The sequence below is a fragment of the Sphingobium sp. SA2 genome (genome assembly GCF_032227065.1).
Classification (GTDB): Bacteria; Pseudomonadota; Alphaproteobacteria; order Sphingomonadales; family Sphingomonadaceae; genus Sphingobium.
In genome coordinates this window covers 474594-498347 of sequence record NZ_JAPMXX010000001.1, presented here as the reverse complement: position 1 = coordinate 498347, position 23754 = coordinate 474594, and the positions used below count along the sequence as shown (strand labels likewise).

Here is a 23754-nt window from a genome sequence, read left to right as displayed (position 1 = left end):
AAGGATGTTTCGCTGCCCGCCATGCGGCACCCGGATAGTCATCCAAGCCGGCCCGCGATCAGACACCAGCTTCAGAACTTCGAACCGCTCGCCGAAGAGCGGATGCTGAGGGCACGTCACCGTTACATGGCGGATCAGCCCGTCGATATCAGGGGTATCACTGGATGGTTGGCTCGCCGACTATCGCGCACGCTATGCACAGTGGCGTCGTGATCCGGCCCTGCGCGACGCCCATGCCCGCGCGTCGTGGATTTGCATGTGGGACGACCATGAAATCGCGAACGACGACTGGATGCATGGTGCCCAGCATCACGATCCGGCGGCCAACGGCGACTGGGAGGAGCGCAAGGCTGCGGCGGTTCAGGCCTATCTGGAATGGATGCCGATCCGCGATCCTGTCACTTCCGATCCCTATGGCATCACCCGCAGCTTCGCGTTCGGCGATCTCGCGACGCTGGCCCTGCCCGAAACCCGGCTCAAGGCCCGCCAGCAGCAATTGTCGCTGGCCAAGGATCTCGACTGGCATGTTGTCGACCGGCGCGGCAGTGGGGAGCGGGTGATATCCGACCCGGCGGAACTCAAGACACTCGACCTCAAGGCCCTGCCGCAAGGCGTCACGCGCGAACCCGATGTCGCAGCCTTCCGCGAGAAACTTGCCGATCCCGCGCGCGAAATGATCGGCGCGGAACAATGCGCATGGCTGGCGGACGAACTGAAGGCCCATAAGGATGCTCGCCGCCCGTGGTTCCTGTTCGGCAGCGCGACCATCCTGTCCAGCTACGTCTATCCCGATCTGACGAAGTTTCCCGATGGCAAGGTAGCGCTGGCGCCGATGTACGCCCTGACGCGCTATGGCCTGCCGCTTCTCAATGTCGATTCCTGGGACGGCTATGCCGGCGAGCGGGACAAGCTGTACGACCAGTTCGAGAAAAGCGGCGCGAACCTGCTCGTGCTGTCGGGCGACAGTCACATGGCCTGGATCAACGAACCCCATCGCGGGGACCGCCGGATTGGTCTCGAGCTTTCCGCCTCCACGCTGACCGGTCCTTCGATCGGGGAACTGCTCCTGCCGTCGGGGCCGGTCGGCGACGCCTTTGTCCACGACAATCGCGATATACGCTGGTGCGACACCAATGCCGTTGGTTTCGTAACGGTATCGCTGACACGCGACCGGGTGGAGGCCGACTTCGTCCGCGTCCTAACGCCGCGCCAGGCGATCGGAAAGCTCGACATCGCGCGCCATGCCAGCGCACGGATCGCCGAAGATGGGTTGAGCGGCTGGGAGATCAGCTGACCGAACGGCACTGCGTCGGAGCGATCCGGCGCAGTGCCAGCAGGCCGATGAGGCCAGCCAGGCATGAGGGCAGCGCGTAGATCGCCCGCAAGGTGGTTTCGCCTAGCCCATGCGCGGCACCCGGCAGGAAGCCGATAAAGGCGAGCGCCGTGAGCGCCCCGAAAACGCCCAGCGCGGCGGCGAGCTTGTTCGCGACATTGAACGGCGCATAGTGCGTGGCAGCAAAGCCATTGCCGCCCGATCGCACCAGATCCGACACCATCGCCCGCAGCAGCTATATAGTCCGCACCCCATGCGAAACTGCGGATGAGCAGATGGGCCAGCAGCAGCGCCCCGGTCCACCCGTGAATCCCCAGTGCCTCCTCTATGAAGAAGAGCGTCACCGCCCCTTCTGCCGCGTCGGCGGCGCCGAGCGCCCGCATAGAGCAACAGGATGAGCACCAGTTCCCGGCGCAGCAGTATCGGGACCAAGGAGTCTCGATTGCCTTGGTACATCCACATCGACGAGGAAAAGACCGCGAGGTCGCTGGCGCTCAAAGGCGCTTTTCTTGCTCCTTTCATGAACGGCTTGTCGCTGACATGGAACGACCGCCTTGCAGGATCTGATGATGATTGAGTTACAAATTACGACGCGGACTTTTTTGTACGAGAGATTCTATCCGTAAAACTGACTCACGGCATAGCAACCGGGCACAACAACTATCGGCTCGGGAGAAAATAGTCTCTGAGCCCAACCCACTATCGTCATTTGCTGCACAATGCCCGATGCTCGCCTGCGAACTTTCCCCTTACCGAAAAGCTTGGGCTACTTACTGAGCGCAGACGGACCAATACACAGCCACGCCTGATATCTCTCGCCGAAATTCGGACCTACACCGCACCTTGACCGCCATCATAAGCGTCAGGACGCAATGCAACATGTCCGCCGCCCAAATGTCATCAAATCGACCCGAAACGGACCGGAAATCGCAACTCGCTCCATTTAACGCGATGCTGCAAGTGCGAAATTGCGCGCTGCTTTGGGGATATTGGGTCATGAATATTTTGCACACGCGTTCGCGCGCCTGCCTGCTAGGCAGTGCCGGCCTGCTCGCTCTGGTAGTAAGCGCGCCCGCTTTTTCGCAGACGCCCACGCCCGCAGCAGACCAAGCGGCGCAGGTCGATGGCGAGGCAACGTCCATCGTCGTGACCGGTGTTAAGGCTACACGCTCTGCGACCGCCATTACCACAACCGAAATCCAGAAGATCCTGCCGGGCGTTGCGCCGTTCAAGGCGATCCAGACCCTGCCGGGTGTCATGTATGTGACTGCCGATCCGTGGGGCAACAACGAGCAGAACGCCTCGCTCTTCATCCATGGCTTCAGCGCTCAGCAGTTGGGCCATACCCTGGACGGCGTGCCGCTGGGCGATCAGAGCTACGGCAATTTCAACGGCCTCTCTCCGCAGCGCGCTATCATCTCCGAAAATGTCGGCAGCGTCGTTGTCGCCACCGGCACCGCGGAACTGGGCATCGCGTCGACCAGCAACCTGGGCGGCGGGATCGAGAATTTCTCCAGCGATCCGCGCCAGCAGATGGGCGCACAGTTGAACCACACTTTCGGCAGCTACGGGACGGCCCGCACATTCGTTCGCCTCGACAGCGGCGAGTTTGGCGACGGCAATAGCGGCTATGTCTCGGTCCTGCGCCATCGTGCGCGCGCCTGGGATTTCCGCGGCAAGCAGAAGGGCTGGGCCGCCAACGCCAAATTCGTCCATGACGACAGCAATGGCAAGCTGACCGCCTATTTCAGCTATTCCGACAAGCAGGAACCCAATGAGGACGCGACCACCGTCTTCAAGAACCCTACCAATGCGGCGCAGGCCTATCAGCCCTATACCCGCCCCTTCTTCTACCCCGATTTCGCCGGCGCGGTCGCTTATCTGAACGCCAGCGGCAATGTGCCGGCCGCCGAGGCGCAGAATTATCGCAACTATTACAGCGCCGCGATCCGGACCGATTATCTGGGCTACATCAAATATCAGGCCCATCTGTCCGACCAAGTCGACTGGTCGAACCAGGTATATTATCATAATAATGACGGCGCGGGCATCGTCGCCGGACCGATCACGGTCGCGGGCCTGCCCAACCTGTTCTCGCTCTATTTCCCCGGCCAGAATCTGAAGACGGCCACCGGCAATTCGGGCTATGCGATCCGTACCACCGAATATCGCATCGATCGCGGCGGCATCCTGTCCTCGATCGACGCGACGTTGGGCAACCATCAGATTCAGCTTGGTGCGTGGTACGAATATAACAGCTCGGCCGCCTATCGGAACTGGTATGCGCTCAATGTGACCCGGCCGCAGGACTACAACCCCTATTCGCTGCCGCCGCATGATCCGCTGTTCACCCAATATGCCAGCGAGATGCGCACCAATGTTCTGCAACTTCATGTGCAGGACAGCTGGCAGGTCACGCCCAGCCTGCTGGTCCAGGGCGGTTTCAAGTCCAGCCTGCAATTTGCCAGCGGCACCTTCCCGGTCCAGCCGATCATCGGATCGCTGCCTGGTTCGGCAAGCGCCCTGCCCGAAGGCGAGATCAACACCAAGCGCTGGTTCCTGCCCGCGATCGGCGCGAAGTGGGACTTCACCGACAGCGAGCAGGTCTATGTCAACGTGCAGAAGAACCTGCGCCACTTCCAGCCTTATGGCGGCGGCGGCGTCACGCCGTGGAGCAGCGGCAGCCAGGCGGCATTCGACAATCTGAAGTTCAATGGCCGCCCCGAAACCTCCTGGGTCTATGAAATCGGCCTACGCAGCCGCCGGACCATCGACAGTTCGTTCCTGACCGGGATCGAAGCGCAGGTGAACTATTATCATGTCGATTTCAGCGATCGCCTGCTTGGCATCACGCCTCCCGGCGCGATCGGCGGCATCGGCGGCAGTGGCATCAGCGGCGGCACACCCGCCGTGTTCAACGTCGGCGGCGTGAAGACGGACGGTATCGACGCGGCGCTGACGCTGCGCTTCGGGCAGGTCTTCTCGCTCTACAACGCCGTGTCCTACAACCGCTCCATCTACGACAGCGACTATAGCACTATCACTGGCGCCGCGACTGGCACGCGGATCGGCGGCATCGCGACCGTGGGCGGCGTCGTGCCCACCGGCGGCAAGCTGATCCCTGTCAGCCCGAAGTGGATGAACAAGACGGTTGCGACGCTGACGCTCGGCGATTTCGATGCCCAGATGATCGGCGACTATGTCGGCCGCCGTGTCACCACCTTCACCAACGATGCATCGGTCAAGTCGGTGTTCCAGGCCAGCGCCCGGATCGCTTATCGCCTGCCCGCCAGCATGGTCGGCCTGCAAAAGGCGGAGATCAGCCTGAACGTCACCAACCTGTTCGACACGACGGGTGCATCGACGGTGCAGGCGAGTGCGAACACCAACAATTACAATGTCTACCCAATCCCGCCGCGCCAGTGGTTCGCCACATTGTCGGTGAACTACTGATGCAGGACAGGTCGGTATCCCGCCGTTCGCTGCTTCAGGCGGGTGCCGGCCTGACCGCCGCATTTGCGACGGATGTGGGGGCAGCGATCGCCGCCCCTGCCCGTCGCAAGGGTCCGCCGCTGCTCATCGCCCATCGCGGCGCATCGGCGCTGCGCCCAGAACATACGCTTGCCGCCTATGCCAAGGCGATCCAAGACGGGGCCGACTATGTCGAGCCTGACCTGGTCGCTACGAAGGACGGCGTGCTGGTCGCGCGGCACGAGAATAATATCGCGGAAACCAGCGACGTTGCCGCCCGGGCCGATTTTGCCGCGCGCAAGACGGTCAAAACGATCGACGGCGAGCGACAGGAAGGTTGGTTCACGGAGGATTTCACCTTCGCGGAACTCAAGACGTTACGCGCGAAAGAGCGGCTGGGCGCCATACGGCCCGAAAGCCAATCCTATGACGGCGCATTCCAGATCGTGTCGATGGAGGAAATCGCCGATTTCGTGGCGGCCGAATCCGCCGCGCGCGGCCGGACCATCGGCCTGATCCCGGAGATCAAGCATTCCACCTATTTCGCAGGCATCGGCCTGCAACAGGAGCAGCGGCTGATCGATATCATCGGCAAGAGCGCCTATCTGCAACGCGCGCCGTTCGCCATCCAGTCGTTCGAGGTCGCTAATCTACGCGCGTTGCGCGGCAGGATCGGCGCCTATCCCAACATCCAGCTGGCCCAGTTGATCGGCGACCCGGCCCAGATGCCGGCCGATGTGCAGGCGGCGGGCAACAAGCGCTTCTATCGCGATATGCTGACGCCCGCAGGTCTTTCCGAAATCGCCAGCTATGCAGATTATCTTGCGCCCCATGTCCGGATGATCATTCCTGTGGACGAGGATCAGCGCCTGACAAAACCCACGGGGCTCGTCGATGCCGCACATGCGGCGGGCCTTCTCGTCAGCATCTGGACCTTCCGCCCGGAAAATCAGTTCCTGGCCGCCGATTTTCGCAGCGACAAAGGCGTTTCCGCGCGCAACGAAGAAGGCAGCATTGCAGAGATGCAGCGCTATCTTGCAACGGGTGTCGATGCGATCTTCACAGACGATCCGGCTTTGGGACGGCGTGCGATTTCCTAGGATAGAGAGAATAAAAACTGCCTATTCCAAATTCACCTCTACCGGTCATTTGATCGCCATCTGGACTGGCCAGCCACAGCAAGTCCACTTCTCTTGACCATCTGCAAGCCCGATCGCAGTTTCGGATCTTCGCGCCGCTTGTGGTCGAATTGCAGCCGTTGGTTGCGCCACCCGAGCCGGCGCGCGCAGTTGCTCCCAACGTCGATCGGCTTTCCAGTCACGTCAGGCCTGATTGGGAAAGCCTGATCCTAGTGCATCTGGAACCCGGCCCGCGCCCGTGCAATTCGTCAGCAGGGCACCGCCCATATATGCTTCGGCGTGAACCGCGTCCGCATGGTGCCATCCTCTGCTATCGTCGGGGAATCGTGATCTTTCGACCTGGATCAGGCCGCACTCGATATGCTCATACGTGCCCAGCCCCTGCCGGCAATTCCCGCCGAGAGCCTGATGTCGTCGAGCTGACGATCCTCGTCGCTTTCAGCCTGCGGTGATCCATGCCATCTGAAGCTGCCACGGTGATGGATAGGCGTCGGCAATGAAGCCGCCTCGTCACCTAGCGCTACCTCCGGCCCGTTTGGCTGCCGATATCGACCGATCTCTTCTACCCGTCAGGACAAATGCGCCATAATGACAAGGCGCCACCTGCCAAGGCATTGGCAGATGGCGCCTCACCGGGCGACCCGAAGGCTGGAGGCCCCGCATAAGCGGAGCCACCTTCGGCCGGTTTTTAGAAGCTCATGCGAACGCCCATCGCATAGGTGGCGGGCGCACCGACCATACGCGACGCGCCGTTCATTTCGGGATAATAGACTTCGTCCGTGATGTTTCGGCCCATGGCATAGATCGACCAGCCATGCGGCGATTCCAGCTCGATCCGGGCATTGAGCAGCGTGTAAGCCGGCGAGGTGTTGCCGACGACCGCGTTCAGGCGGTTCGATTCCTTGCCATGATGGAAGATGTTGGCGCGGCTCTTTAGCACCCAGCCATCACCGAATCTGTAGCTGTGGACGAGGCCGACCCGACCGGTCCATTTCGGCGCACCGGGCAGCGGATCGCCGACAGTCGCGGTCACATCGGCGATGCGGTTGGAATTAAACTCGGTGATCTTCGAATAGAGATAGGTGCCCGATGCGTCGAAATCGAGTTTGTGCCCGCCGCTGTTCAGCAGGTTGACGTCCAGTGCGGCTTCGAAGCCGCGGGTCTTGGCCTTACCGACATTAGTGCGGCCGTTGGTGTCATTGTCGAGGCGCGTCGTCGCCTGAAGATTGTCGAAATCATTGGCGAAGGCGTCAAGCGACAGACGGATCGGCCCTTTATAATAACGCACGCCCGCTTCATAAGCCCAGACCGTCTCGGACTGGAACGGCTCCGTCTCGGCCAGCGTCATGATCGACGTGCCATCAAAGCCGCCCGAACGATAGCCGCGCGCGACCGACGCGAAGACATTCAAATCGTCGGTGATGAACCACTGCGCGGCAGCACGGCCGGACAGGTCGTCATCCTTGAACTGCTTGTCCCACTGAAAATTGGGCGTCGTCGCGAAAAATGTGGCGTAATTGGATATGCCCCAAGGGTTATCGTCGATGTTGCGGCCCTGCGAATCCACATCGTCCTTGGTATAGCGCAGGCCCAGCGTCAGCTTGATCTTGGGCAACAACTCATAATCAGCCTGACCGAACAGCGCGGCGCTACGGCGGCGCTGATTATGGACATTATGATATATGGTCCGCGCGGCCCAGCTGGTCCATTGGCTCTGATAGTCGATCTTGTCGCTCATGTAGAAGCCGCCGATCAACCAGTTGAAACGCCCCTGCTGCTCGTTGCGCAGGCGCATTTCGAGCGATGCCTGGCTCAGATCTTCATCGAACAGATATTCATATTGGGGATAGGGCGTGCCATCGCCATTGCCGCCGATATTGCGCTGGCTCGACTGCCAGCCGGCGACCATGTCGAAGCGGGTGGCATCGTTCAGCAGGTGCGAAAATTGTGCGGACGCGCCTTTGATGTCGATCCGTTGCTGAAAATAGGCCCGCGAATAGAAGCTGTAGGGGTCTTTATCTTCGCCGGCATTGAGAACACTGCTGTCCTCCGCTGCGCTGATGCGGTCATATTGACGGGCATCGCCACGGTCGCGACTGGCAAAGGCCTTCAGCGTCAGACTGGTATCTGGACCGAAATCGATATCCACCGTACCGCGCGCGGCGAACAGATCCTTGTCGCCAAAGCCCTTGCGTGCGCCCGGATCGTTGATCGCAGGCACCTGTCTCTGGACCACGCCGCCGACGCTCAGTTGCGCGCCCGCCAGATCGCCCGCGCCCTTCCCGTTCATGAAGCCGCCGCCCTGATCGGTCATCACTGCCAGTCGCACGCGCATATTGTCGCTGACCGGACCGCCGATCGCCGCTTCCGCGCGCAGGCTGTCATAGCTGCCATAACGCACATCGGCATAGCCGTCGAACGTGTCGCGGCCGCCGCGCGTGATCGCGTTGACGACGCCGGCCGTGGTGTTGCGGCCATAGAGAGTGCCCTGCGGCCCACGCAGCACCTCGATCCGCTCCAGATCGAACAGAGGCATGCCGAGATAGGCGTTGGAGCTTTGATAGACGCCGTCCACATGAAGGGCGACCGACGGGCTGCCATTGGGCTTGTAGTCGTCGGCGCCGCCGATCCCGCGGATGGTCAGCAGGCCATAGCTTTCGCCGCCCGTGCTGTAGTTGATCGACAGGCCCGGTACTTCATCGACCAGACTGGCGAAATCGGTAATCTTGCGTTCTGCCGCTTCCACGCCCGAAACGACGGTGATCGCCTGCGGTACTTTCGACAGGTCTTCGACCCGCTTTTGCGCGGTGACGATGATGTCACCGCCACCCGCAACGCCCGCCCCCGCTTCGGCAGCCGACAATTCGGTCGGCGCCTTGGCGACGGCGAGCGAGATCATCGCCGCGCCCTCGTAGGAAATGGCCACGCCTCGTCCGGCGATCAGGCGGCGCAGCGCCTCGGCACGGGAAAAGCGCCCCTTGAGCGCGATCGAGCGGCGACCGGCGATGGCGTCATAGGGGAAGACCATCTGCACGCCGGCCTGCCGACCGAACTCGTTCAGCGACGTCGCCATATTCTGCGCCGGGATGTTGAAGGCGATAGCGCGATCGCTCGCGGCACTGGCGGGCGCCGCGGCGAGGATCAAGGGTAGTGCGACGACATGAAAACTCATTATTGCCCTCCGATGGAAGCGTCTCTCGGAGGATGGGATGGGTGGGCGCGGCACGACCTCTATCGCAGCTGCAAAAAAATTATCAGCCGGCCGTGAGGGTAATGGCTCCATTTTCGCTGCGCTGCGATCGGATGCCGAACGACGCATGCAATGCGGTCAGCAGATCATTGGGGTTGGTGGTCGTAAAACGCCCCCCCAGCCGAATGCGCGACAGCGCCGGATCGGCGATGACGATCCTGGGGTCGAGATAGCGATTAAATTCGGCCACGACGAAGTCGAGGCTCTCGCCTTCGAACACCAGTTGACCATCTTTCCAGCTGCGCGCCCGGTCCAGCGTTACCGGGTCGGCCGGTCCGATAGCCACGTTCTGGCCGATCACGCGCGCCATCGCCCCTGCTGTAAGCCCATCGCCCCGTACGCTATCGGCCATGCCATTCAGCACGAGAAAGTCGAAGGATTCAGGTTGCTGTCGCGCATTGAAGCTGCCGGTGCCGAGTGTGAATCGTGCGCTTCCTGCCTCCAATGTCAGCTTGCCGCGCAGCGAAGCCGGAACCGTAAGGCCGATCTCGCCACGCTCCAACCAGATGCGGCTGTCCCCCTTGTCGATCCGCCAACTGATCCGCGTGCCTGTATTAAGTTCGATCCGGGTGCCATCGTCCAGCACCAGCGCGCGCCGTTCACCTATCGCCGTTTTGGCATGTTCGCGCGCAGTGGCGCGTACCGCCAGCAGCGCGCCGGCGACCGACGCACCACCGGCCAAGACGCCGGCACGCAACATCCCACGGCGGTTGATGGCGGTGGGCGCCGGTTCGGCCGGACGGTCCTCGACCGCGCGTAGACGCTCCACCTGCTCGAAGGCATGAGCCACCTGGGCAAAGGCGATGGCATGGCGGGGATCGGCCGCACGCCATTGTTCGAAAGCCTGCGGCGTGACCGAGCCTGCATCGAGCGCCGCCAGCCAGCCGGCGGCTTCCTCCATCATTTTCTCTGGTGTCGGTGGCGTTGCCATAAGCGCGAAAACGGGGCCCTTTCTTCCTGCGGTGGCGCTTCCTGCATCGCATAGGCAAGAATGGCCAGCCCTTTGGCAAGATGCTTCTCTACAGTAGAGACCGACAAACCCATCCGCACCGCTATATCGCCCGGCAATAATCCTTCGATCCGCCGCATCTTCACCACCGCGCGCGCCTGTGGCGGCAATTGCTCCATCAGCGCGATCAGCCGTGCCAGCTCCATATTGCCCGATAGCACTGCAAATTGATCCGGCGCGCTATCGGCAATTTCCATCGCTTCCATATCGGCCAGATGCTCGAACCGCACGACGGTGGCGCGACGATGACGTTCATGCGCCAGATTGCGGATGATGGTGAGGACGAAGCTGCGGGGATTGACGATCTCGCGATGATGCGACGCATTGATCGCGCGGGCATAGGCCTCCTGCACCAGATCCTCGGCCTCGGCCGTGGGGACCAGCCGAGCCGCCTGCCGCCGGAAAGCGACCCGGTGCGGCAATATCTCATCAATGAACCAGCGGTCTACATCCCTCAACCAGGTCACGGCGGCTTCCCCCTTCAGATGAGCGGGGCGGTTAGTCAGTCGGCATGACAATATCGGGACAATATCCACATTCGTCGGGGGTCGCTGTCGCATTACTGTCAAACGCCGCCGATAGGGCCGCCCGATGCAAGCCTCTCCCTGGCATCGCCGCGCCGTGCTGGGCGCCATGGTCGCGCTTGGCGCCACGCCGCTCCGGGTGCTCGCCGCACCCTTCACTGCGCAGGCCGACCCCTTTGCGCTCGGCGTCGCCAGCGGCGATCCATCCCGCGACGGCTTCGTTTTGTGGACGCGCCTCGTCGGCCCCGACGCCCACCCTCTTCGGGCCGGATCGATCCCGGTCCGTTACGAGGTCGCCGAGGATGAAGGATTTCGCAACATCGTCCGGACCGGCGCATTGAACGCGCATCCCGAGGCGGCGCACAGCATCCATCTCGAACTGACCGGACTACGACCGGGGCGCCCCTATCATTATCGCTTCCATGCGCTTGGCGCGACCAGCCCGGTCGGGCGTACCGCAACCGTGCCGGACCGCACCAACCGGTTGCGGCTGGCGCTCACATCCTGCCAGCATTGGGAATTGGGATGGTTCGGCGCCTATCGCGACATGCTGGCGGGCGATCCCGACCTGATCGTGCAGGTCGGCGACTATATTTACGAAACATCCTATCCCGACCAGCCCAAGGTCCGCGATTTCGGCGCGCCCGAACCACGCGATCTGGATGGGTACCGCGCCCGCTACGCCCTCTATCGCACCGATCCGGATTTGCAGGAAGCGCACCGGCGCGTGCCCTGGCTCGTCACATGGGACGATCATGAGGTGCTGAACGATTATGCCGCGCTCGCCAATCGAGAGGGGCTACCTCCCGAAATTTTCGCGGCGCGGCGAGCGGCGGCCTATCAGGCCTATTTCGAACATATGCCGATCCGCCCCAGCCTGTGGCGCTCCATGGCCAGCCCGCGCCTCTATCGTGGGGTGGACTGGGGCGAACTGGCATCGCTTTCCATGCTCGACACGCGCCAATTCCGGTCCAACCCGCCATGCGCGGCGCCGTCGGTAGCCCGCAACGTCCGGCTCGATCATTGCGCCGAACGGTTGGCGCCCGATCGGACCATGCTGGGACAGGCGCAGGAGGCATGGCTGGCTCAGCGCCTTTCCCAAGAGCGGCGCCCTTGGACTTTATTGGCGCAGGGCGTGTTTTTTGCGCCGCTGGCGCTCGATGGCGGGGGTGACGCTGTCTATAGCGACCAGTGGGACGGCTATGTCGCAGGCCGCTCACGGCTGCTGGATCAGCTCGCCCGCCCCAATGTCCGCAATCCCCTAATTCTAAGCGGCGACGTCCACAGTTTTTGGCTGAATGATCTGCATCGGGCGGATGGCACCCCGCCAGTGGCGACCGAAATCGTCACCTCCGCCCTTGCTGCCCAATCGCCGCCAGCCGGCCGCTTCGGCGAGGTTCGCGCAAATAACCCCCACATCCGCTTTCATGACCTGAACCATAGCGGCTACGTCCGCATCGAGATCGAACCGACGCGACTAGTGGCACAATTTCGTGCACTGAATCTGAAATCGGCCCGGGCAAAGCCCAAGATCCTGCAACAGGTGGAACAGGATATCAGGTAGGCGACAACTGCATTTAGCCCGGCTAAAAGACATGAGCGACCAGGCGTTAAACTGATCGCTCATCATGTCTTCTCTCAAGCCAGCATACGCAGCGATGGTTCGCGGTCATAGAAGCGGAGAGCCGCCGCCTTGACGAACGCTGCATCGACCCCCGTGACGCCCGCGTCGGGCACCACGCCGGCCTTGTCGAGCAAGGGCTGCGCTGTCTCATTCGCGCCAATCGCCTTGAGATGGCCAAAGGCGTTCATCACAAATTCGACCGCCGCGCCTTCGTTCAGCAGCGTCGCGCAGCCCTCCTGCGACACTATGATCGCCACGGCATCGAAAATCTGACTCGGCGATCCTGCCAGCTGACCATCGGCCTTCTGCTGCTTGCCGTTGGAGAGCTTTGCGCCACCGACTTTGGGCGCGACGATCACAGCCTTGCCCTTGGCTTTTTCTACTGCCGTGACGATTGCTGCCAGTTCGTCCGCATCGCTGCCGTCCGCGATCAGAATGCCGACTTTGCGCCCCTCAAGCGTCGCCAGCATATTCTTATGGATCGAAAGTGCGTCCGAAGGCGGCATGTCGATCGGCTCCTTGGCGGCGGGCGTCTTTTTCGGCAGATCGATCGCTAAGCCGTCCGCAACCCGGCTCGCCAGGTCTTCGTCCACATTGCGTAGATTGGCCACCATCCGGCCGGGCACCTGATCGAGCTGTGCCACCTTCGAGAGTTCGAACACGAAGGACGAGGCGATATGGGCTTGTTCACTGATCGTCTGTGAACGGTAGAATAAACGCGCCTGACTGTAATGATCGGCGAAGGTTTCCGCCCGCACGCGCAGCTTGTCGCCGCTCTCTTCAGGGCCAGTGGCGGCGTTTGCCGTTACAAAGCCGACGTCCGGGCTTTCGCGCGGTCCACCTTCCTCGCCATGCGCCGCCAGGCTGTTGGGTTCATAATTGGCACGGCCCTTGGGCACCATCGTCTGCATTTTTCCGTCCCGCTGGAAATTGCCGAACGGACAGCGCGGTGCGTTTACCGGGATCTGATGGAAGTTGGTGGTGCCGAGACGTGAATTTTGCGTATCCAGATAGGAGAAGAGCCGGCCCTGAAGCAGCGGATCATTCGAAAAATCGATGCCTGGCGGAACATTCGAGGGCAGGAATGCGACCTGCTCGGTTTCGGCGAAGAAATTGTCGACATTGCGGTTGAGCGTCAGTGTGCCGATCAGGCGCACGGGCACATCCTCTTCCGGGATGAGCTTGGTCGCGTCGAGCACGTCATAGGGTTGCGCCTCGGCAAACGCCTCGTCGAACAATTGGATACCCAGATCCCATTGCGGGAAATCGCCGGCGTCGATCGCCTCGAACAGGTCGCGGCGCTGATAGTCATTGTCCGCCGCCTGGAGCTTCAGCGCTTCGTCCCAAATGGTAGACTGAATCCCAAGTCGGGGCTTCCAGTGGAACTTGGCCCAGTCGGCCCGAAGCTGCGATTTTGGCCAGGTTGAAGAACGAACACTGAACGCTTGATTGATTCTACCAGGACCGTTGCTGACCACCGACCTCGTAGATATCGGCTTCCATGGAGCAATTGTAGCTCTCTGCGATGTTGAACATCTCGGAGAGGAGGCTTTGGATTTCCTCATCAAGGGAAATGCCATCCGGATCGGGGTCATAGGCGACGGTCAGTTTGTAATCACAATTGCCGTTTTTTACCATGGCGTAGTCGCGTTCCAGCATCGCCTCAATCCGCTCCCGAGCGGGTTTTCTACCTCTTCCACGCTTGTTGAAGTTCTCGATAATCAGATGCAGGGCGATGCTGGCAGTGGGCGGCTTTTCCGGCAGTTTGGTCTGTGACGGAATAATGTCGAGCGCCCGATAGACGGTCATTCGTGAGACCTTCAGGTCGCGGGCAACGCGGGCCTTGCTGGCGCCGGCGGCAAGGCGACGGCGGATTTCATCGTCATCGACGTTCTTCTTCCGGCCTTTGTAAACGCCTTCGGCGCGCGCCGCTTCGATCCCGGCGCGCTGACGATCCTTGATGAACTTCAGCTCCATATCGGCGACCATGCCGAGTATGGTGATGACCATTCGCCCCGTGTCGCCCGCCGTCGTCACCTCTGGCTCAAGGATGCGCAGCGAAGCTCCCTTTTCATCAAGCTCATGCACCAGGTTCAGGACATCGCGCGTGGAGCGGCCGAGCCGGTCGAGCCGCAGCACGACCAGCTCGTCGCCGGTGTGCATAAACTGCATGATCGTTTCCAGTTCCGTGCGCCCGCTCCGCGAGGCCCCCGATCCGGTCTCGGAACGGATAATTTCGCAACCTGCATTCTTGAGGCGGCCAATCTGGATATCCAGATCCTGGTCCGTGGTGCTGACGCGGGCATATCCGATACGAGCCAAGTGCAAAATCCGTCACATTAGGGTGGCTCTTGCAGTGTATCGTCACATTGAGCGCAAACCCACCCTTTTGTGACAGACGAATGGTGTCACTCGGCCCTATCACTCTGGGGTGTACCCAAATGTTATAGGCCGATCAGCCGCCTCACGCTGCAAGCCGTCCAAAATCAATCCGGTCGTTCAGGTCGAGGTCGAAGCGGCCATAAGGGTTCACATGACTGTAGATCAACGGCGTGAGACCACGATAATCTTCCGGCGTCATCCGCCCCGCCCACTTCGGCTCAACCAGTACGGTCTGAAGCATGCGGGTGTTCACATACACCAGCGACGCTTGCAGGAGGTGTAGCGCCAGAACGGAGATTTCCTGCTCATGGATGCGGTTGGTGGCGATCTCGCCGCCCTTGCCGAAGAACACGAAACCATTAGCGCCGTTCCAGTTCTCAACCACATTCAGCCCTTCGTGGATCTCGCGGCGGAATGCCTCCTGACGCAAATACCGGCATAGGAAGATTGTTTTGACCGCGCGGCCGAGTTCACTCAGCGCCTTGTAGGTCGGGTGCATCACTTCGGCTCTGGCAAACCGGAGCAGGATCGCTTCCGGATCGGCGGTGCGCGATTGCATGGCAGCGGCATATTTGACCATTTCGTCATATTGTTGCTCGATCTCGTCCCAGTCGATCGGGCTGGAGAGGATCGGCAGTAAATTGGAAAGCCGCGTGCGCATGCCGGCTTGGGGAAGGGCCAGTTTCGTAAGCGTGGCCTGCGGACCGCGGTTCAGGGTAAGTGCGGTTTGTAGGCCACATTCTGTCATTTTGGCAGAGAGTGTCTGAGTTTGAAAAATTTACGATGTCGCTCGATCGTTTCTATTCCTTTCGCTATTATGCGGTTGGATTAGGGAGAACATGAGTGACTAATGACGAGCTGAAGGTATTGGTCATCGAGGCCGGGGCGATTTTTGACCAGATCGATGATCTCCCGCTGAATGATGATGGAACCCGCGAATTGCCTCCTGGAATGCTGGATCGTGCCAGAGAAATTGCAGCTATAGCATTCAGTTTGCGGTCACCGACATGATCCTTGGCCGGAGTGGCGTAAGAATCTAGCTTTGGCATCTCCACTAGGCAGCTTGAGCAACGTCTTGGTCGGTCAAGCGCCAGTTCCATGGCATGAGTTCATCCCATTTGGCTGCGGGCCAGTTGCCAGCGATCCTGCCCATGACATCGGCGATATAGGCCTGCGGTTCGAGGCCATTGAGCTTTGCAGTCTCGATGATGGAGTAGATGGCGGCGGCCCGATCACCGCCTGCTTTTGAGCCTGCGAACAACCAGTTTTTGCGGCCAAGGGCCACGCAGCGCATGGCGCGCTCGGCTATGTTATTGTCAATCTCCAGTCGGCCATCGTCGAGGAAGCGCGTCAGCGCGATCCAGCGCTTGCGGCCATAAGCGATCGCCTTGGCCATCTCCGACTTGGGCGCAAGACGGCGCAGGGCATCGTCGAGCGCCTGGCGGAGATCGTCGATCAATGGCTTGGTGCGGTCCTGCCGGCTTCGTCGTCGGATATCGGGCTGATGGCCGCGAACCTCTGCTTCGATCTCATAGAGCTGACCGATACGTTCCAGCAGATCAGTGGTGAGCGGCGTCGGCTTGGTCGCATGAATGTCGAATATCTTGCGCCGGAAATGTGCCCAGCAGGCGACTTCGGTGACGCGGTTGGTGTTGTAGAGCTTGTCATAGCCAGCATAGCCATCGGCCTGCAGATAGCCGGTGAAACTGGCCAGCTGGCGTCGGGGATGCGCGCCGGTGCGGTCGGTGGTGAACTCATACCAGACCAGTGGCGGCGAGGTCGCACCAGAGGCGCGATCATCGACGGCGTAGGCCCAGAGCCTGCCAGTCGCTGTCTTGCCACGTCCTGGATCGAGCATAGGCACCGGCGTATCGTCGGTGTGGATCTTTGAGGCGGTCAGGCCGACCTCGCGGATACGATTGATGATTGGATCGAGCAGCACGGATGCTTGGCCGACCCAGCCTGCCAGCGTCGAGCGGTCGATCTCGATGCCCTGCGCGGCCATGATCTCGGCTTGGCGGTAAAGTGGCAGATGATGGTCGAACTTGGAGACGACGACATGGGCCAGGGTGCCGAAGGTCGCCTTGCCCCGCGCTATCGCCTTTACCGGCGCGGGCGCCTGCACGATCTTCTCGCAGGACCGGCAGCTATACTTGGGGCGGATGGTCCGAATGACGCGCCACTGCACGGGCACGGCATCGAGCATCTCGTCGCTATCCTGCCCCAGCGGCCGCAGCGCGCCGCCGCAGTCGGGACAGGTGCAGTTACCCTGATCGGGCTCGATCCGCTGTTCCTCGCGCGGCAGATGGGCGGGCAGCGCCCGAACCGGTGATGGCCGAATGACGGCTACCGGATCGCCTCGACGCACGGCGGCGACGATGGCCTCGCCTTCGAGTTCTTCAAGGGCCAGCTCAAGCTGGGCAATCTGGGTATCGAGCTTCTCGGACGACTTGCCGAACTGCATCCGCTTGAGGCGTGCAATCTGCACGCGCAGCGTATCAATCAGGATGTCGCGGGCGGAAATATCGGCATGGGCGGCGGCCAATGCGGCTTCGAGCTCGGCGATCCGAGCATCTTTATCAGGAGTGAAAAGGCCTGCGTCCGACACCGCGATTATATAGCAGATTGGTGGTGGCAATGCTAATAGAAGTGCCAGAAAATGGGCGTTTTACCCCGCCAATGAAGGGGTGAAAGTGCGTTCAGGTCGCCGCCAGTCGATGCCTTCCAATAGCATCGAAAGCTGGGCCGCGGTCATGATCACCGACCCCGTCTTGGTCGACGGCCACACGAAGCGCCCCCGGTCCATCCGCTTGGAAAACAGGCACATGCCCTGGCCGTCATACCAGAGCAGCTTCACCAAATCGCCGCGCTTCCCCCGGAAGGCGAACAGCGCACCGGAATGTGGGCTCTGCTCCAGGATCTGCTGCGTCATCACCGCCAGGCCGTCGAAACCCTTACGCATGTCGGTCGCACCGCAGGCCAGGAAGATCCGCGTCGATGGCGGCAGCGGGATCATCGTGTCAGCGCGCCGATCACCCGCGACAGGGCCTCGGCATCGACCGTGGCGTCCACACTCACTTTGATGCCCGACGGCAGCTCGATCCCGATCACGCCGTTGCTGCGCGCCGCAACCGTTGGGGCGGGCAAGGCCGGCTGCTCGCTGATCTGCACCTGCGCAAATACAGGCTCGATCGGCTTGCACACCCCGGTCAACTCGCCTGACATCGCCTGTTGCCGCCATGTGTAGATCGAGCCGCTGCCGACGTCGTGGCGCTCACAGGCTGTCCGCACGCAACCGTCGGGGCCGAATGCATCCCGTAATACGGCCAGCTTCTGTTCCACCGTCCAGCGCCGACGGCCCGACACCCGGCTAACGACCTCGATCCGACTACTCATACGATTACTCGTATGATTAATCGCCCGTTCGCTTGCTGAATCCTCGATCTCGTCCGACACCCGCCACCTCGCTCAAAGAGCGGCAATCATCCCGGCGAATGGGCATTACGCAAGGCGGCCCTCAGGCCCCGCTTACCCAGTTTCTGGCGTGCCACTGCTTTCAGCCGCGGGGCAAGCTCAAATCCAAGGAGTCGGCAGAACGCAAAGCCGACTGCGCTCTGGCCGTGGCTATCGACGTACTGGCGCTGGATTTCCATGTCGGTGCAATGGCGTAGCACGCCTTCGATCATGGAGGCGACCTCCGAGGAAGAGCACCGCTTGAGCTGGGAATAAACGCAGGTCGCGCGCTTCTCCACATGCCAGTAGATCATGACGCCACGGCCGCCATAGCGGGCGTGCCATTCCGTCATCAGGTTGCGGTCCCACGCGCCGAACTTCGTTGAATCGGACGCGCATGCCGTGCCCGCATCTCCCCATACTGCGGCATTGCGGATTGCCAGTGTCGCGTTTGCTACCCGCGCGCACGCCTCCCTCAGCGCTGGCGCGTGGATGAAACGGCGATGGACATGCAGCAATTCCTCGTAACTGACATCGGGTGTTGCGCCAGCGACCCGCTTGAGCCCGGCGTTCGTGCCCAAGCCATAGAGACACAGCAAAAGACGCTGAGCCAAGGCTGCTTTCGACAGGGTAACCCGCGAGGCCGACGTTTCGAAAGCATCCATCAATCCCGTGTCCAGAGCAGCCTCTTTCAACACGTCCAGCAGTCCGGTCATCGGCCAGCGCTGACCGATCTCGCTTTTGATCGAAGCGAGACCCTTCGGTTCGGGCAAGGGCTTGAACGGTGTAATCGATATCCGGTTGTCGCCGCGCCACAGGAGCCGGACCTTGTCGTTTTGTGGAATATTGGCATTGAGGAGCAACAGTTCCCGTTCAAGCTCCTCCCGGATCGAGGCGCAAAACGCCTGCGCATCTGGCGTCAGGCTGAGGCCGGAATAGTACGCATCTCGCCTGATCTCGAAGTCCTTGGGAAGATCGTCATCGGGATTGCGATAGCGATCCGCCCCGACCACCCAGATTTCTTTGGAGCGGATGCGGTCGCGCAGTTGCGTCAGGACGCAAAGCTCATAGCTGATCCGGTTTACCCGCCCATCGTCATCAATGACGGAACTGCGCCATCGCGCTGGAATCACCTCATCGATCGGAACATCCTGCAATGGCACGAAGCGGCATCCGCCATCCACCTTGCTCCTGATCCAGTCGAGGGCCGCCAGGACCGGCCGCCACACCGCGTTGTTCGACCGGAACTCAAGTACGGAAAGCAGGCTTGGCAGCATGCGCCGGTAATGATTGGCCCAGGAACCACGCATCACCTTGTAGATGCGCCGGTCCAGAGCGCCCTTCGCATGGCTCTCCTTGACGATCGCCGCCAGCTTGGCCTTACCGGCGATCGGGAAAATGACATCGCAGATGCGCCCCGATGGTTCATTGATCGAGGCGCTGGCGATCTCGACCAGCAGGCGCTCCTTTCCATAGACCCGCTCGATGTCTTTCGCGATATCGCCCACCACCTTGCGTTTCGAGCGCGTTCCGATCTTGTGAACGGTTTCGATCAGCAGGTCGATCATCGCGTCAGTGAGTTGCGCCTCCCGCGACATTAGATAAATCGCATAAAGGCCGAGCTGTCGCGCCGGCGCATGCCGGCGCATCTCCGAGGCCTTTTCACCGGCAACGCGGCGAACAATCTGATCGACCCATGGCTTGCCCGTAGCCGTCAGGAGATCATGGGGAAGATCAAGTCTCTGGATAAAGGCGAGTTTCTCGGTCACGTCGAGAATGTTGTCGAGCGTTGCCTGTCCGGCGTCACCCTTCATCCTGTTGAATCCGGTCGAGCTGTCCGGATCGGCAAGCGAGGCTTCCAATAACGCCACCGCATCTGACGAAAGCCGATCACTGGCTCCGATCAGCCAGGTGTCCAGATAATCTTGCCGTTGTGAGCGAACGACACGTTCAAGCTCCTTGCGCGACGGCCCATAAATACGCCGGTCCCGGCACCACAGGAAAACATGCTCAAGCATGGCATTGATCGACTGGCCGCCCGGGCACAGCTCGCCAGCAATCCATTCCGTCAATTGCGCGCGATCCACCCGCTTCATGCGGTGATATCCAAGATGGATCAGGATCTCCGCACAATGCCGTCGTGCTGTCCGACTGGAAAAGTCATAACCGGCTATCTCGCCAGCCTCGACACCGAGTTGCTCGGCCAGATACGAGAGGCCATCGGTAGGGATTGAGCCGGGATCGATCGCGAAAAACCCCAGGGAAGCGAAGAATTTCAGCTGCGCGGCGAGGCCAAGGCGCGTCAGGGCCGGCTTCGAATTTACAAAATCAATATCGGCAAAGCTCAGGCTCCATCGTCCGATCAAATCCCCGCCCGGAATACTCCGATCCATCAACCCACTCCCTATGATGGAGCGAACTGTCCTCTTCTATGATTTCCATCGTCAATACCGAATGCCACGTTCCCAAAACGTTCTCCGACTTGGCCAAAATCGCAGCTTGGGGCCGACTGGGCCCAGTAGGTTGGGAGCATATTGCTTTCTCGGGCGATTTCCTCTGGGATCGAGCAGCCGCTTCCGCTGGCCGCAAGGCCCTCAATCTGCCGCCGGATAGCCGCGCCGCCTAAGCGTTCGCTGATTGTTCGCCCTTAGCGTTGTTTAGCGTACCATCCACGCTATGCCCTCTCATACTTACGTCCGCAACGGTACGACATCACTGTTCGCGGCGCTCGATATCGCCACCGGCGCGGTGATCGGCAAGTGCTACAAACGACACCGGGCAACCGAGTTTCTCGACTTCCTCAAGCGGATCGATGCCGAGATGCCCAAGGGACCGGACGTGCACATTGTGATGGACAACTATGCCACTCACAAGACGCCGAAGATCAAGGCCTGGCTGGCGCGTCGTTCGCATTGGCATGTCCACTTCACACCGACATCGGCCTCCTGGATCAATCAGGTCGAGCGCTGGTTTGCCGAATTGACGCGCAAGCAGCTGCAGCGCGGCGTCCACCGATCGACGGCGGAACTTGAAGCCGACATCACGGCATTCATTGCGGCTCACAATGAAAATCCCAAGCCGTACAAATGGGTGAAGTCAGCCGACGAGATCCTCGCCTCGGTCAAACGATACTGCCAAAAAACAATGAACCGAACTTCGGATTCAGGTGACTAGGCCATGCCGACGTGTCGGCGCTTGCTGCACACGTTATGGCAATGGAAGACTAAGCAAGGCCGAGTTGGTTCCAAGTTCTGTACCGTCCGGCAATCTCAGTCGCCTCTCTACACGAGGATGTGCATGTTCGCGTGCCTTGTTATCGGTGACAGCATTGGCGTCGGACTGTCGGGAGCGATCAATAACCGATACGCCAGTGGGTGCGATTCGGTGGTCGAGGCAGGCGCTACCATCGACCAGATACTGGCGTGGCGTAAACCCGCCAGGCTATATGGCACCACCGTCCTCGCCGTCGGATCCAACGATCAGCCGAGCCGACAGCTAACGCTCAAACTGACCAGACTACGCCAAAATATCGCGACAAAACGAGTGATCTGGATGCTGCCCTACTCCCGGGAGCGAGCCTATCTCATAAACTCGATTGCTGTGACGTTCGGCGACGACACGTTGGACATCGCGCGTTTCCGCACGAGCGACCGTGTCCACCCGATCAGCTACGATGAGATCGCGGCTGTTCTCCTGCCGAGGGGCCAACCACGGGGGAGCAGGAAATCCACTGTTGAGTGGTCTCAACGCAGTCGACGATAAAGCATCGACCTAAAACGCTGCATTTCATTCGAGTAAGCTGAGCTTAGTCCTCCATTGCTCCAGATGTTGGAGCGCAGGTCTCAAACCATGCGCCAATGGCCCCAAGCCATAGAGTTGATAGGATTCAGGCGGTGGCGACATCATTCGCGAGACCAGAGATACGCCTTCCAATTCCCGTAGGCGGACCGTGAGCACATTAGCGCTGATTTTCGGTATGGCTCGACGAATGGATGTAAATCGCAGCTCGTCTTTGCTCAGGGCTACCAGGATGTGCAACACCCATCGGGCACTCAATGTATGGAATATCGCGTCGGCCGCCGCAGGGTCTATCGCTTGAAAAAGCTGTCTTTCTGACTCGATGCACATCCAGTTACTTTCTCACCCTAAAAGGCGCACGGCCGGACTGAGTCAGCTACGCCGTTCGCGGTTCCGTCGGGCCCGGCTTGGCGGTGCTTGGAGGGTCGCCGACCCGCTCATGGACAATTGCGGAGGGCGTGCGCGAACGGCGGCGGCGAGCGGCCGAACTTGTGACCACCACTGCCTTGGTACGTCTTCGTCCCAGTGAAGAGCAGATGAGGGAAGGCGCTTTTTGACATCACGATTTGCCGATGCGCGAAGGTCCGATGAGGGACGACTCTGGGGTACCACGACGGATTTCATGTCACGCGATCCGCCAAATCAAGTGAAGCTACTCCCGACAAATCAAAGTACCGCAGTGCAACGCGCCTGATGCGTGCGTCACCGTTCGAATATAATACGCGGCGAAGCGTCCAACCCCTCAGCCTCGGCGCGGCGGAGCTTGCTCTTCGGGCCTCATCGCCTTACCTGCCGCCTCCCCCCGAGCGGGGTTGGAGTCGGAGAAACGAGCCGACCGACCACGTAGCCGCGGAACAAAGGCGGGTACGCGGTCCATATACGCACGATATGCCTGGCCAAATTCCGCGAGCGCCGCCTTCTCCTCATGCCGGGCAAGGCGAATATACATCACCACCAACACCGGAAACATGGCGAGCGTCAGTAACGTCGGCCATTGCAGCAGAAATCCGAGCATCACGAGGATGAACCCGATATATTGCGGATGGCGAACCTTGGCATAGATTCCCGTCGTTGCGGGCTTGTGAACGCGCTGGGCTGCGTGAAGCGGCGCCCATCCGGCCGAGATCAGCCAGAAGCCCGCGCCGATCAGCACGAAGCTGGCAAGATGGAACGGGCCAAAATGTGGGTTGACCCTCCAGCCGAACATCATCTCGAGCAGATGGCATCGTGGCTCCACCAGTCGAGGCCGGGGAAATGCGACTGGAGCCAACCCGAGAGCAAGAAGATGGTGAGCGGGAAGCCATACATTTCGGCGAAGAGTGCAACGATGAATGCGCTGAATGCGCCGAAGCTGCGCCAGTCGCGCCCGGTGGCGGGTTTGAAGAAGCTGTACGCGAATAGGATGAACACGGAGGCGTTGACCAGCGCCAGCCCCCAAAGACCATAGCCATAATCGGTATGCGTCATCGCGGCCCCCCTTCCACGCGCTCGTTCGAATTCGCAGGCAGTCCGGTCGGGACAGCACCCGGCATCTGGTCATGGCCATGCTGATGGCCGCCATGACCGTGATGCATGAACAGGTGCATGAGCGGACAGGCGAGCAGGATCAGATAGGGCAACACACCCAGGAAATGTGCGGTGTGCTCGGTGATGAGGAAAAAGCCCGCGACTAGCAGGAAGCCGATCAAAACGATCTTTCCACGCTTGCGCATGCGATGGTCATGCCCGTCCACATGCCGCTCTTCTCTCGCCAATGTCTTGCGAGCATAGA

17 protein-coding genes and 4 pseudogenes are annotated in these 23754 nt (G+C 60.8%); 7 read left to right on the top strand and 14 right to left on the bottom strand.

Features of this window, described 5'->3' with window-relative positions:
• Positions 1-133 precede the first annotated feature (133 nt).
• On the top strand, positions 134-1294 hold the full coding sequence (locus OVY48_RS02530) for an alkaline phosphatase D family protein (protein ID WP_313922050.1): 1161 nt from the start codon (positions 134-136) through the stop codon (positions 1292-1294).
• Here the strand turns inward: OVY48_RS02530 and OVY48_RS02525 are convergent.
• The gene (locus tag OVY48_RS02525) at positions 1287-1556 is read right to left on the bottom strand and encodes a hypothetical protein (RefSeq protein ID WP_004212913.1); all 270 of its coding nucleotides are present in this window, start codon (positions 1554-1556) and stop codon (positions 1287-1289) included. The genes OVY48_RS02530 and OVY48_RS02525 overlap by 8 nt on opposite strands.
• Before the next feature lie 171 nt (positions 1557-1727).
• Between OVY48_RS02525 and OVY48_RS02520 the strand changes: the two genes are divergently transcribed.
• From OVY48_RS02520 to OVY48_RS02510, 3 genes are all read left to right on the top strand, one after another.
• Positions 1728-1910, top strand: a complete 183-nt coding sequence (locus OVY48_RS02520; protein ID WP_143058613.1) for a hypothetical protein — start codon at positions 1728-1730, stop codon at positions 1908-1910.
• A 419-nt stretch (positions 1911-2329) separates the two neighbouring features.
• On the top strand, positions 2330-4786 hold the full coding sequence (locus OVY48_RS02515; protein ID WP_004212911.1) for a TonB-dependent receptor: 2457 nt from the start codon (positions 2330-2332) through the stop codon (positions 4784-4786).
• Complete coding sequence (locus OVY48_RS02510) at positions 4786-5904, top strand: glycerophosphodiester phosphodiesterase (RefSeq protein ID WP_004212909.1); 1119 nt, start codon at positions 4786-4788, stop codon at positions 5902-5904. The genes OVY48_RS02515 and OVY48_RS02510 overlap by 1 nt, the downstream gene beginning before the upstream one ends.
• A 727-nt stretch (positions 5905-6631) precedes the next feature.
• Here OVY48_RS02510 and OVY48_RS02505 read toward each other — a convergent pair.
• The 3 genes from OVY48_RS02505 to OVY48_RS02495 form a co-directional block, all read right to left on the bottom strand.
• Positions 6632-9115: a TonB-dependent receptor domain-containing protein gene (locus tag OVY48_RS02505; protein ID WP_004212907.1), complete on the bottom strand. Its 2484-nt coding sequence runs from the start codon at positions 9113-9115 to the stop codon at positions 6632-6634.
• A gap of 82 nt (positions 9116-9197) precedes the next feature.
• Positions 9198-10097, bottom strand: a complete 900-nt coding sequence (locus OVY48_RS02500) for a FecR family protein (protein ID WP_062347978.1) — start codon at positions 10095-10097, stop codon at positions 9198-9200.
• Complete coding sequence (locus OVY48_RS02495) at positions 10094-10669, bottom strand: RNA polymerase sigma factor (RefSeq protein WP_004212904.1); 576 nt, start codon at positions 10667-10669, stop codon at positions 10094-10096. Before OVY48_RS02495 ends, OVY48_RS02500 begins: the two co-directional genes overlap by 4 nt.
• Before the next feature lie 124 nt (positions 10670-10793).
• Here OVY48_RS02495 and OVY48_RS02490 point away from each other — a divergent pair, with 124 nt between their 5' ends.
• On the top strand, positions 10794-12290 hold the full coding sequence (locus OVY48_RS02490) for an alkaline phosphatase D family protein (protein ID WP_037472268.1): 1497 nt from the start codon (positions 10794-10796) through the stop codon (positions 12288-12290).
• A 74-nt stretch (positions 12291-12364) separates the two neighbouring features.
• On the opposite strand, the pseudogene OVY48_RS02485 reads toward OVY48_RS02490, so the two are convergent.
• From OVY48_RS02485 to OVY48_RS02475, 3 genes and pseudogenes are all read right to left on the bottom strand, one after another.
• Positions 12365-13798 (bottom strand): annotated as a pseudogene (locus tag OVY48_RS02485) (catalase); the annotation flags it as partial.
• A gap of 7 nt (positions 13799-13805) precedes the next feature.
• Positions 13806-14672 carry a recombinase family protein gene (locus OVY48_RS02480; protein ID WP_086485392.1) on the bottom strand — a complete coding sequence of 289 codons (867 nt, stop codon included), beginning with the start codon at positions 14670-14672 and terminating at the stop codon, positions 13806-13808.
• Positions 14673-14814: 142 nt separating this feature from the next.
• Positions 14815-15375: pseudogene (locus OVY48_RS02475) on the bottom strand (Tn3 family transposase); the annotation flags it as partial.
• A 200-nt stretch (positions 15376-15575) separates the two neighbouring features.
• On the opposite strand from OVY48_RS02475, the gene OVY48_RS02470 reads away from it, so the two are divergent.
• A complete protein-coding gene (locus OVY48_RS02470; RefSeq protein ID WP_156106061.1) occupies positions 15576-15743 on the top strand; it encodes a hypothetical protein in 168 nt (55 codons plus the stop codon).
• Between the two features lie 43 nt (positions 15744-15786).
• Here the strand turns inward: OVY48_RS02470 and tnpC are convergent, their stop codons facing one another.
• The 4 genes from tnpC to OVY48_RS02450 all read right to left on the bottom strand — a co-directional run bounded on the left by tnpC (position 15787) and on the right by OVY48_RS02450 (position 20578).
• Positions 15787-17349 (bottom strand): IS66 family transposase, encoded by a 1563-nt coding sequence (gene tnpC / locus OVY48_RS02465; RefSeq protein WP_394854298.1) that lies wholly within the window; start codon positions 17347-17349, stop codon positions 15787-15789.
• Between the two features lie 51 nt (positions 17350-17400).
• The gene (tnpB, locus tag OVY48_RS02460) at positions 17401-17748 is read right to left on the bottom strand and encodes an IS66 family insertion sequence element accessory protein TnpB (RefSeq protein WP_037472586.1); all 348 of its coding nucleotides are present in this window, start codon (positions 17746-17748) and stop codon (positions 17401-17403) included.
• Positions 17745-18128 carry an IS66-like element accessory protein TnpA gene (gene tnpA / locus OVY48_RS02455; protein ID WP_037472585.1) on the bottom strand — a complete coding sequence of 128 codons (384 nt, stop codon included), beginning with the start codon at positions 18126-18128 and terminating at the stop codon, positions 17745-17747. Before tnpA ends, tnpB begins: the two co-directional genes overlap by 4 nt.
• Before the next feature lie 86 nt (positions 18129-18214).
• Positions 18215-20578: a Tn3 family transposase gene (locus tag OVY48_RS02450; protein ID WP_313921754.1), complete on the bottom strand. Its 2364-nt coding sequence runs from the start codon at positions 20576-20578 to the stop codon at positions 18215-18217.
• 289 nt (positions 20579-20867) lie between these two features.
• Here OVY48_RS02450 and OVY48_RS02445 point away from each other — a divergent pair.
• Positions 20868-21359, top strand: a pseudogene (locus tag OVY48_RS02445) (IS630 family transposase); the annotation flags it as partial.
• 612 nt (positions 21360-21971) lie between these two features.
• Here OVY48_RS02445 and OVY48_RS23830 read toward each other — a convergent pair.
• The 3 genes and pseudogenes from OVY48_RS23830 to OVY48_RS02435 form a co-directional block, all read right to left on the bottom strand.
• Positions 21972-22313 carry a winged helix-turn-helix transcriptional regulator gene (locus tag OVY48_RS23830; RefSeq protein ID WP_076605463.1) on the bottom strand — a complete coding sequence of 114 codons (342 nt, stop codon included), beginning with the start codon at positions 22311-22313 and terminating at the stop codon, positions 21972-21974.
• Between the two features lie 412 nt (positions 22314-22725).
• A pseudogene (locus OVY48_RS02440) lies at positions 22726-23450 on the bottom strand (methyltransferase family protein).
• Entirely contained in the window at positions 23447-23695 is a 249-nt protein-coding gene (locus tag OVY48_RS02435) for a DUF2933 domain-containing protein (RefSeq protein ID WP_037477917.1), read from the bottom strand. Before OVY48_RS02435 ends, OVY48_RS02440 begins: the two are co-directional and overlap by 4 nt.
• Positions 23696-23754: the final 59 nt, after the last annotated feature.

What these genes read in the sequence shown, in the direction of transcription:
- OVY48_RS02520 (WP_143058613.1), top strand. Translation starts at nt 1,728, where the DNA reads ATGAGCACCAGTTCCCGGCGCAGCAGTATCGGGACCAAGGAGTCTCGA.
- OVY48_RS23830 (WP_076605463.1), bottom strand. Translation starts at nt 22,313, where the DNA reads ATGTGCATCGAGTCAGAAAGACAGCTTTTTCAAGCGATAGACCCTGCG.
- OVY48_RS02525 (WP_004212913.1), bottom strand. Translation starts at nt 1,556, where the DNA reads ATGGTGTCGGATCTGGTGCGATCGGGCGGCAATGGCTTTGCTGCCACG.
- OVY48_RS02505 (WP_004212907.1), bottom strand. Translation starts at nt 9,115, where the DNA reads ATGAGTTTTCATGTCGTCGCACTACCCTTGATCCTCGCCGCGGCGCCC.
- OVY48_RS02490 (WP_037472268.1), top strand. Translation starts at nt 10,794, where the DNA reads ATGCAAGCCTCTCCCTGGCATCGCCGCGCCGTGCTGGGCGCCATGGTC.
- OVY48_RS02450 (WP_313921754.1), bottom strand. Translation starts at nt 20,578, where the DNA reads ATGGATCGGAGTATTCCGGGCGGGGATTTGATCGGACGATGGAGCCTG.
- OVY48_RS02500 (WP_062347978.1), bottom strand. Translation starts at nt 10,097, where the DNA reads ATGATGGAGGAAGCCGCCGGCTGGCTGGCGGCGCTCGATGCAGGCTCG.
- OVY48_RS02510 (WP_004212909.1), top strand. Translation starts at nt 4,786, where the DNA reads ATGCAGGACAGGTCGGTATCCCGCCGTTCGCTGCTTCAGGCGGGTGCC.
- OVY48_RS02515 (WP_004212911.1), top strand. Translation starts at nt 2,330, where the DNA reads ATGAATATTTTGCACACGCGTTCGCGCGCCTGCCTGCTAGGCAGTGCC.
- tnpB (WP_037472586.1), bottom strand. Translation starts at nt 17,748, where the DNA reads ATGATCCCGCTGCCGCCATCGACGCGGATCTTCCTGGCCTGCGGTGCG.
- tnpA (WP_037472585.1), bottom strand. Translation starts at nt 18,128, where the DNA reads ATGAGTAGTCGGATCGAGGTCGTTAGCCGGGTGTCGGGCCGTCGGCGC.
- OVY48_RS02435 (WP_037477917.1), bottom strand. Translation starts at nt 23,695, where the DNA reads ATGCGCAAGCGTGGAAAGATCGTTTTGATCGGCTTCCTGCTAGTCGCG.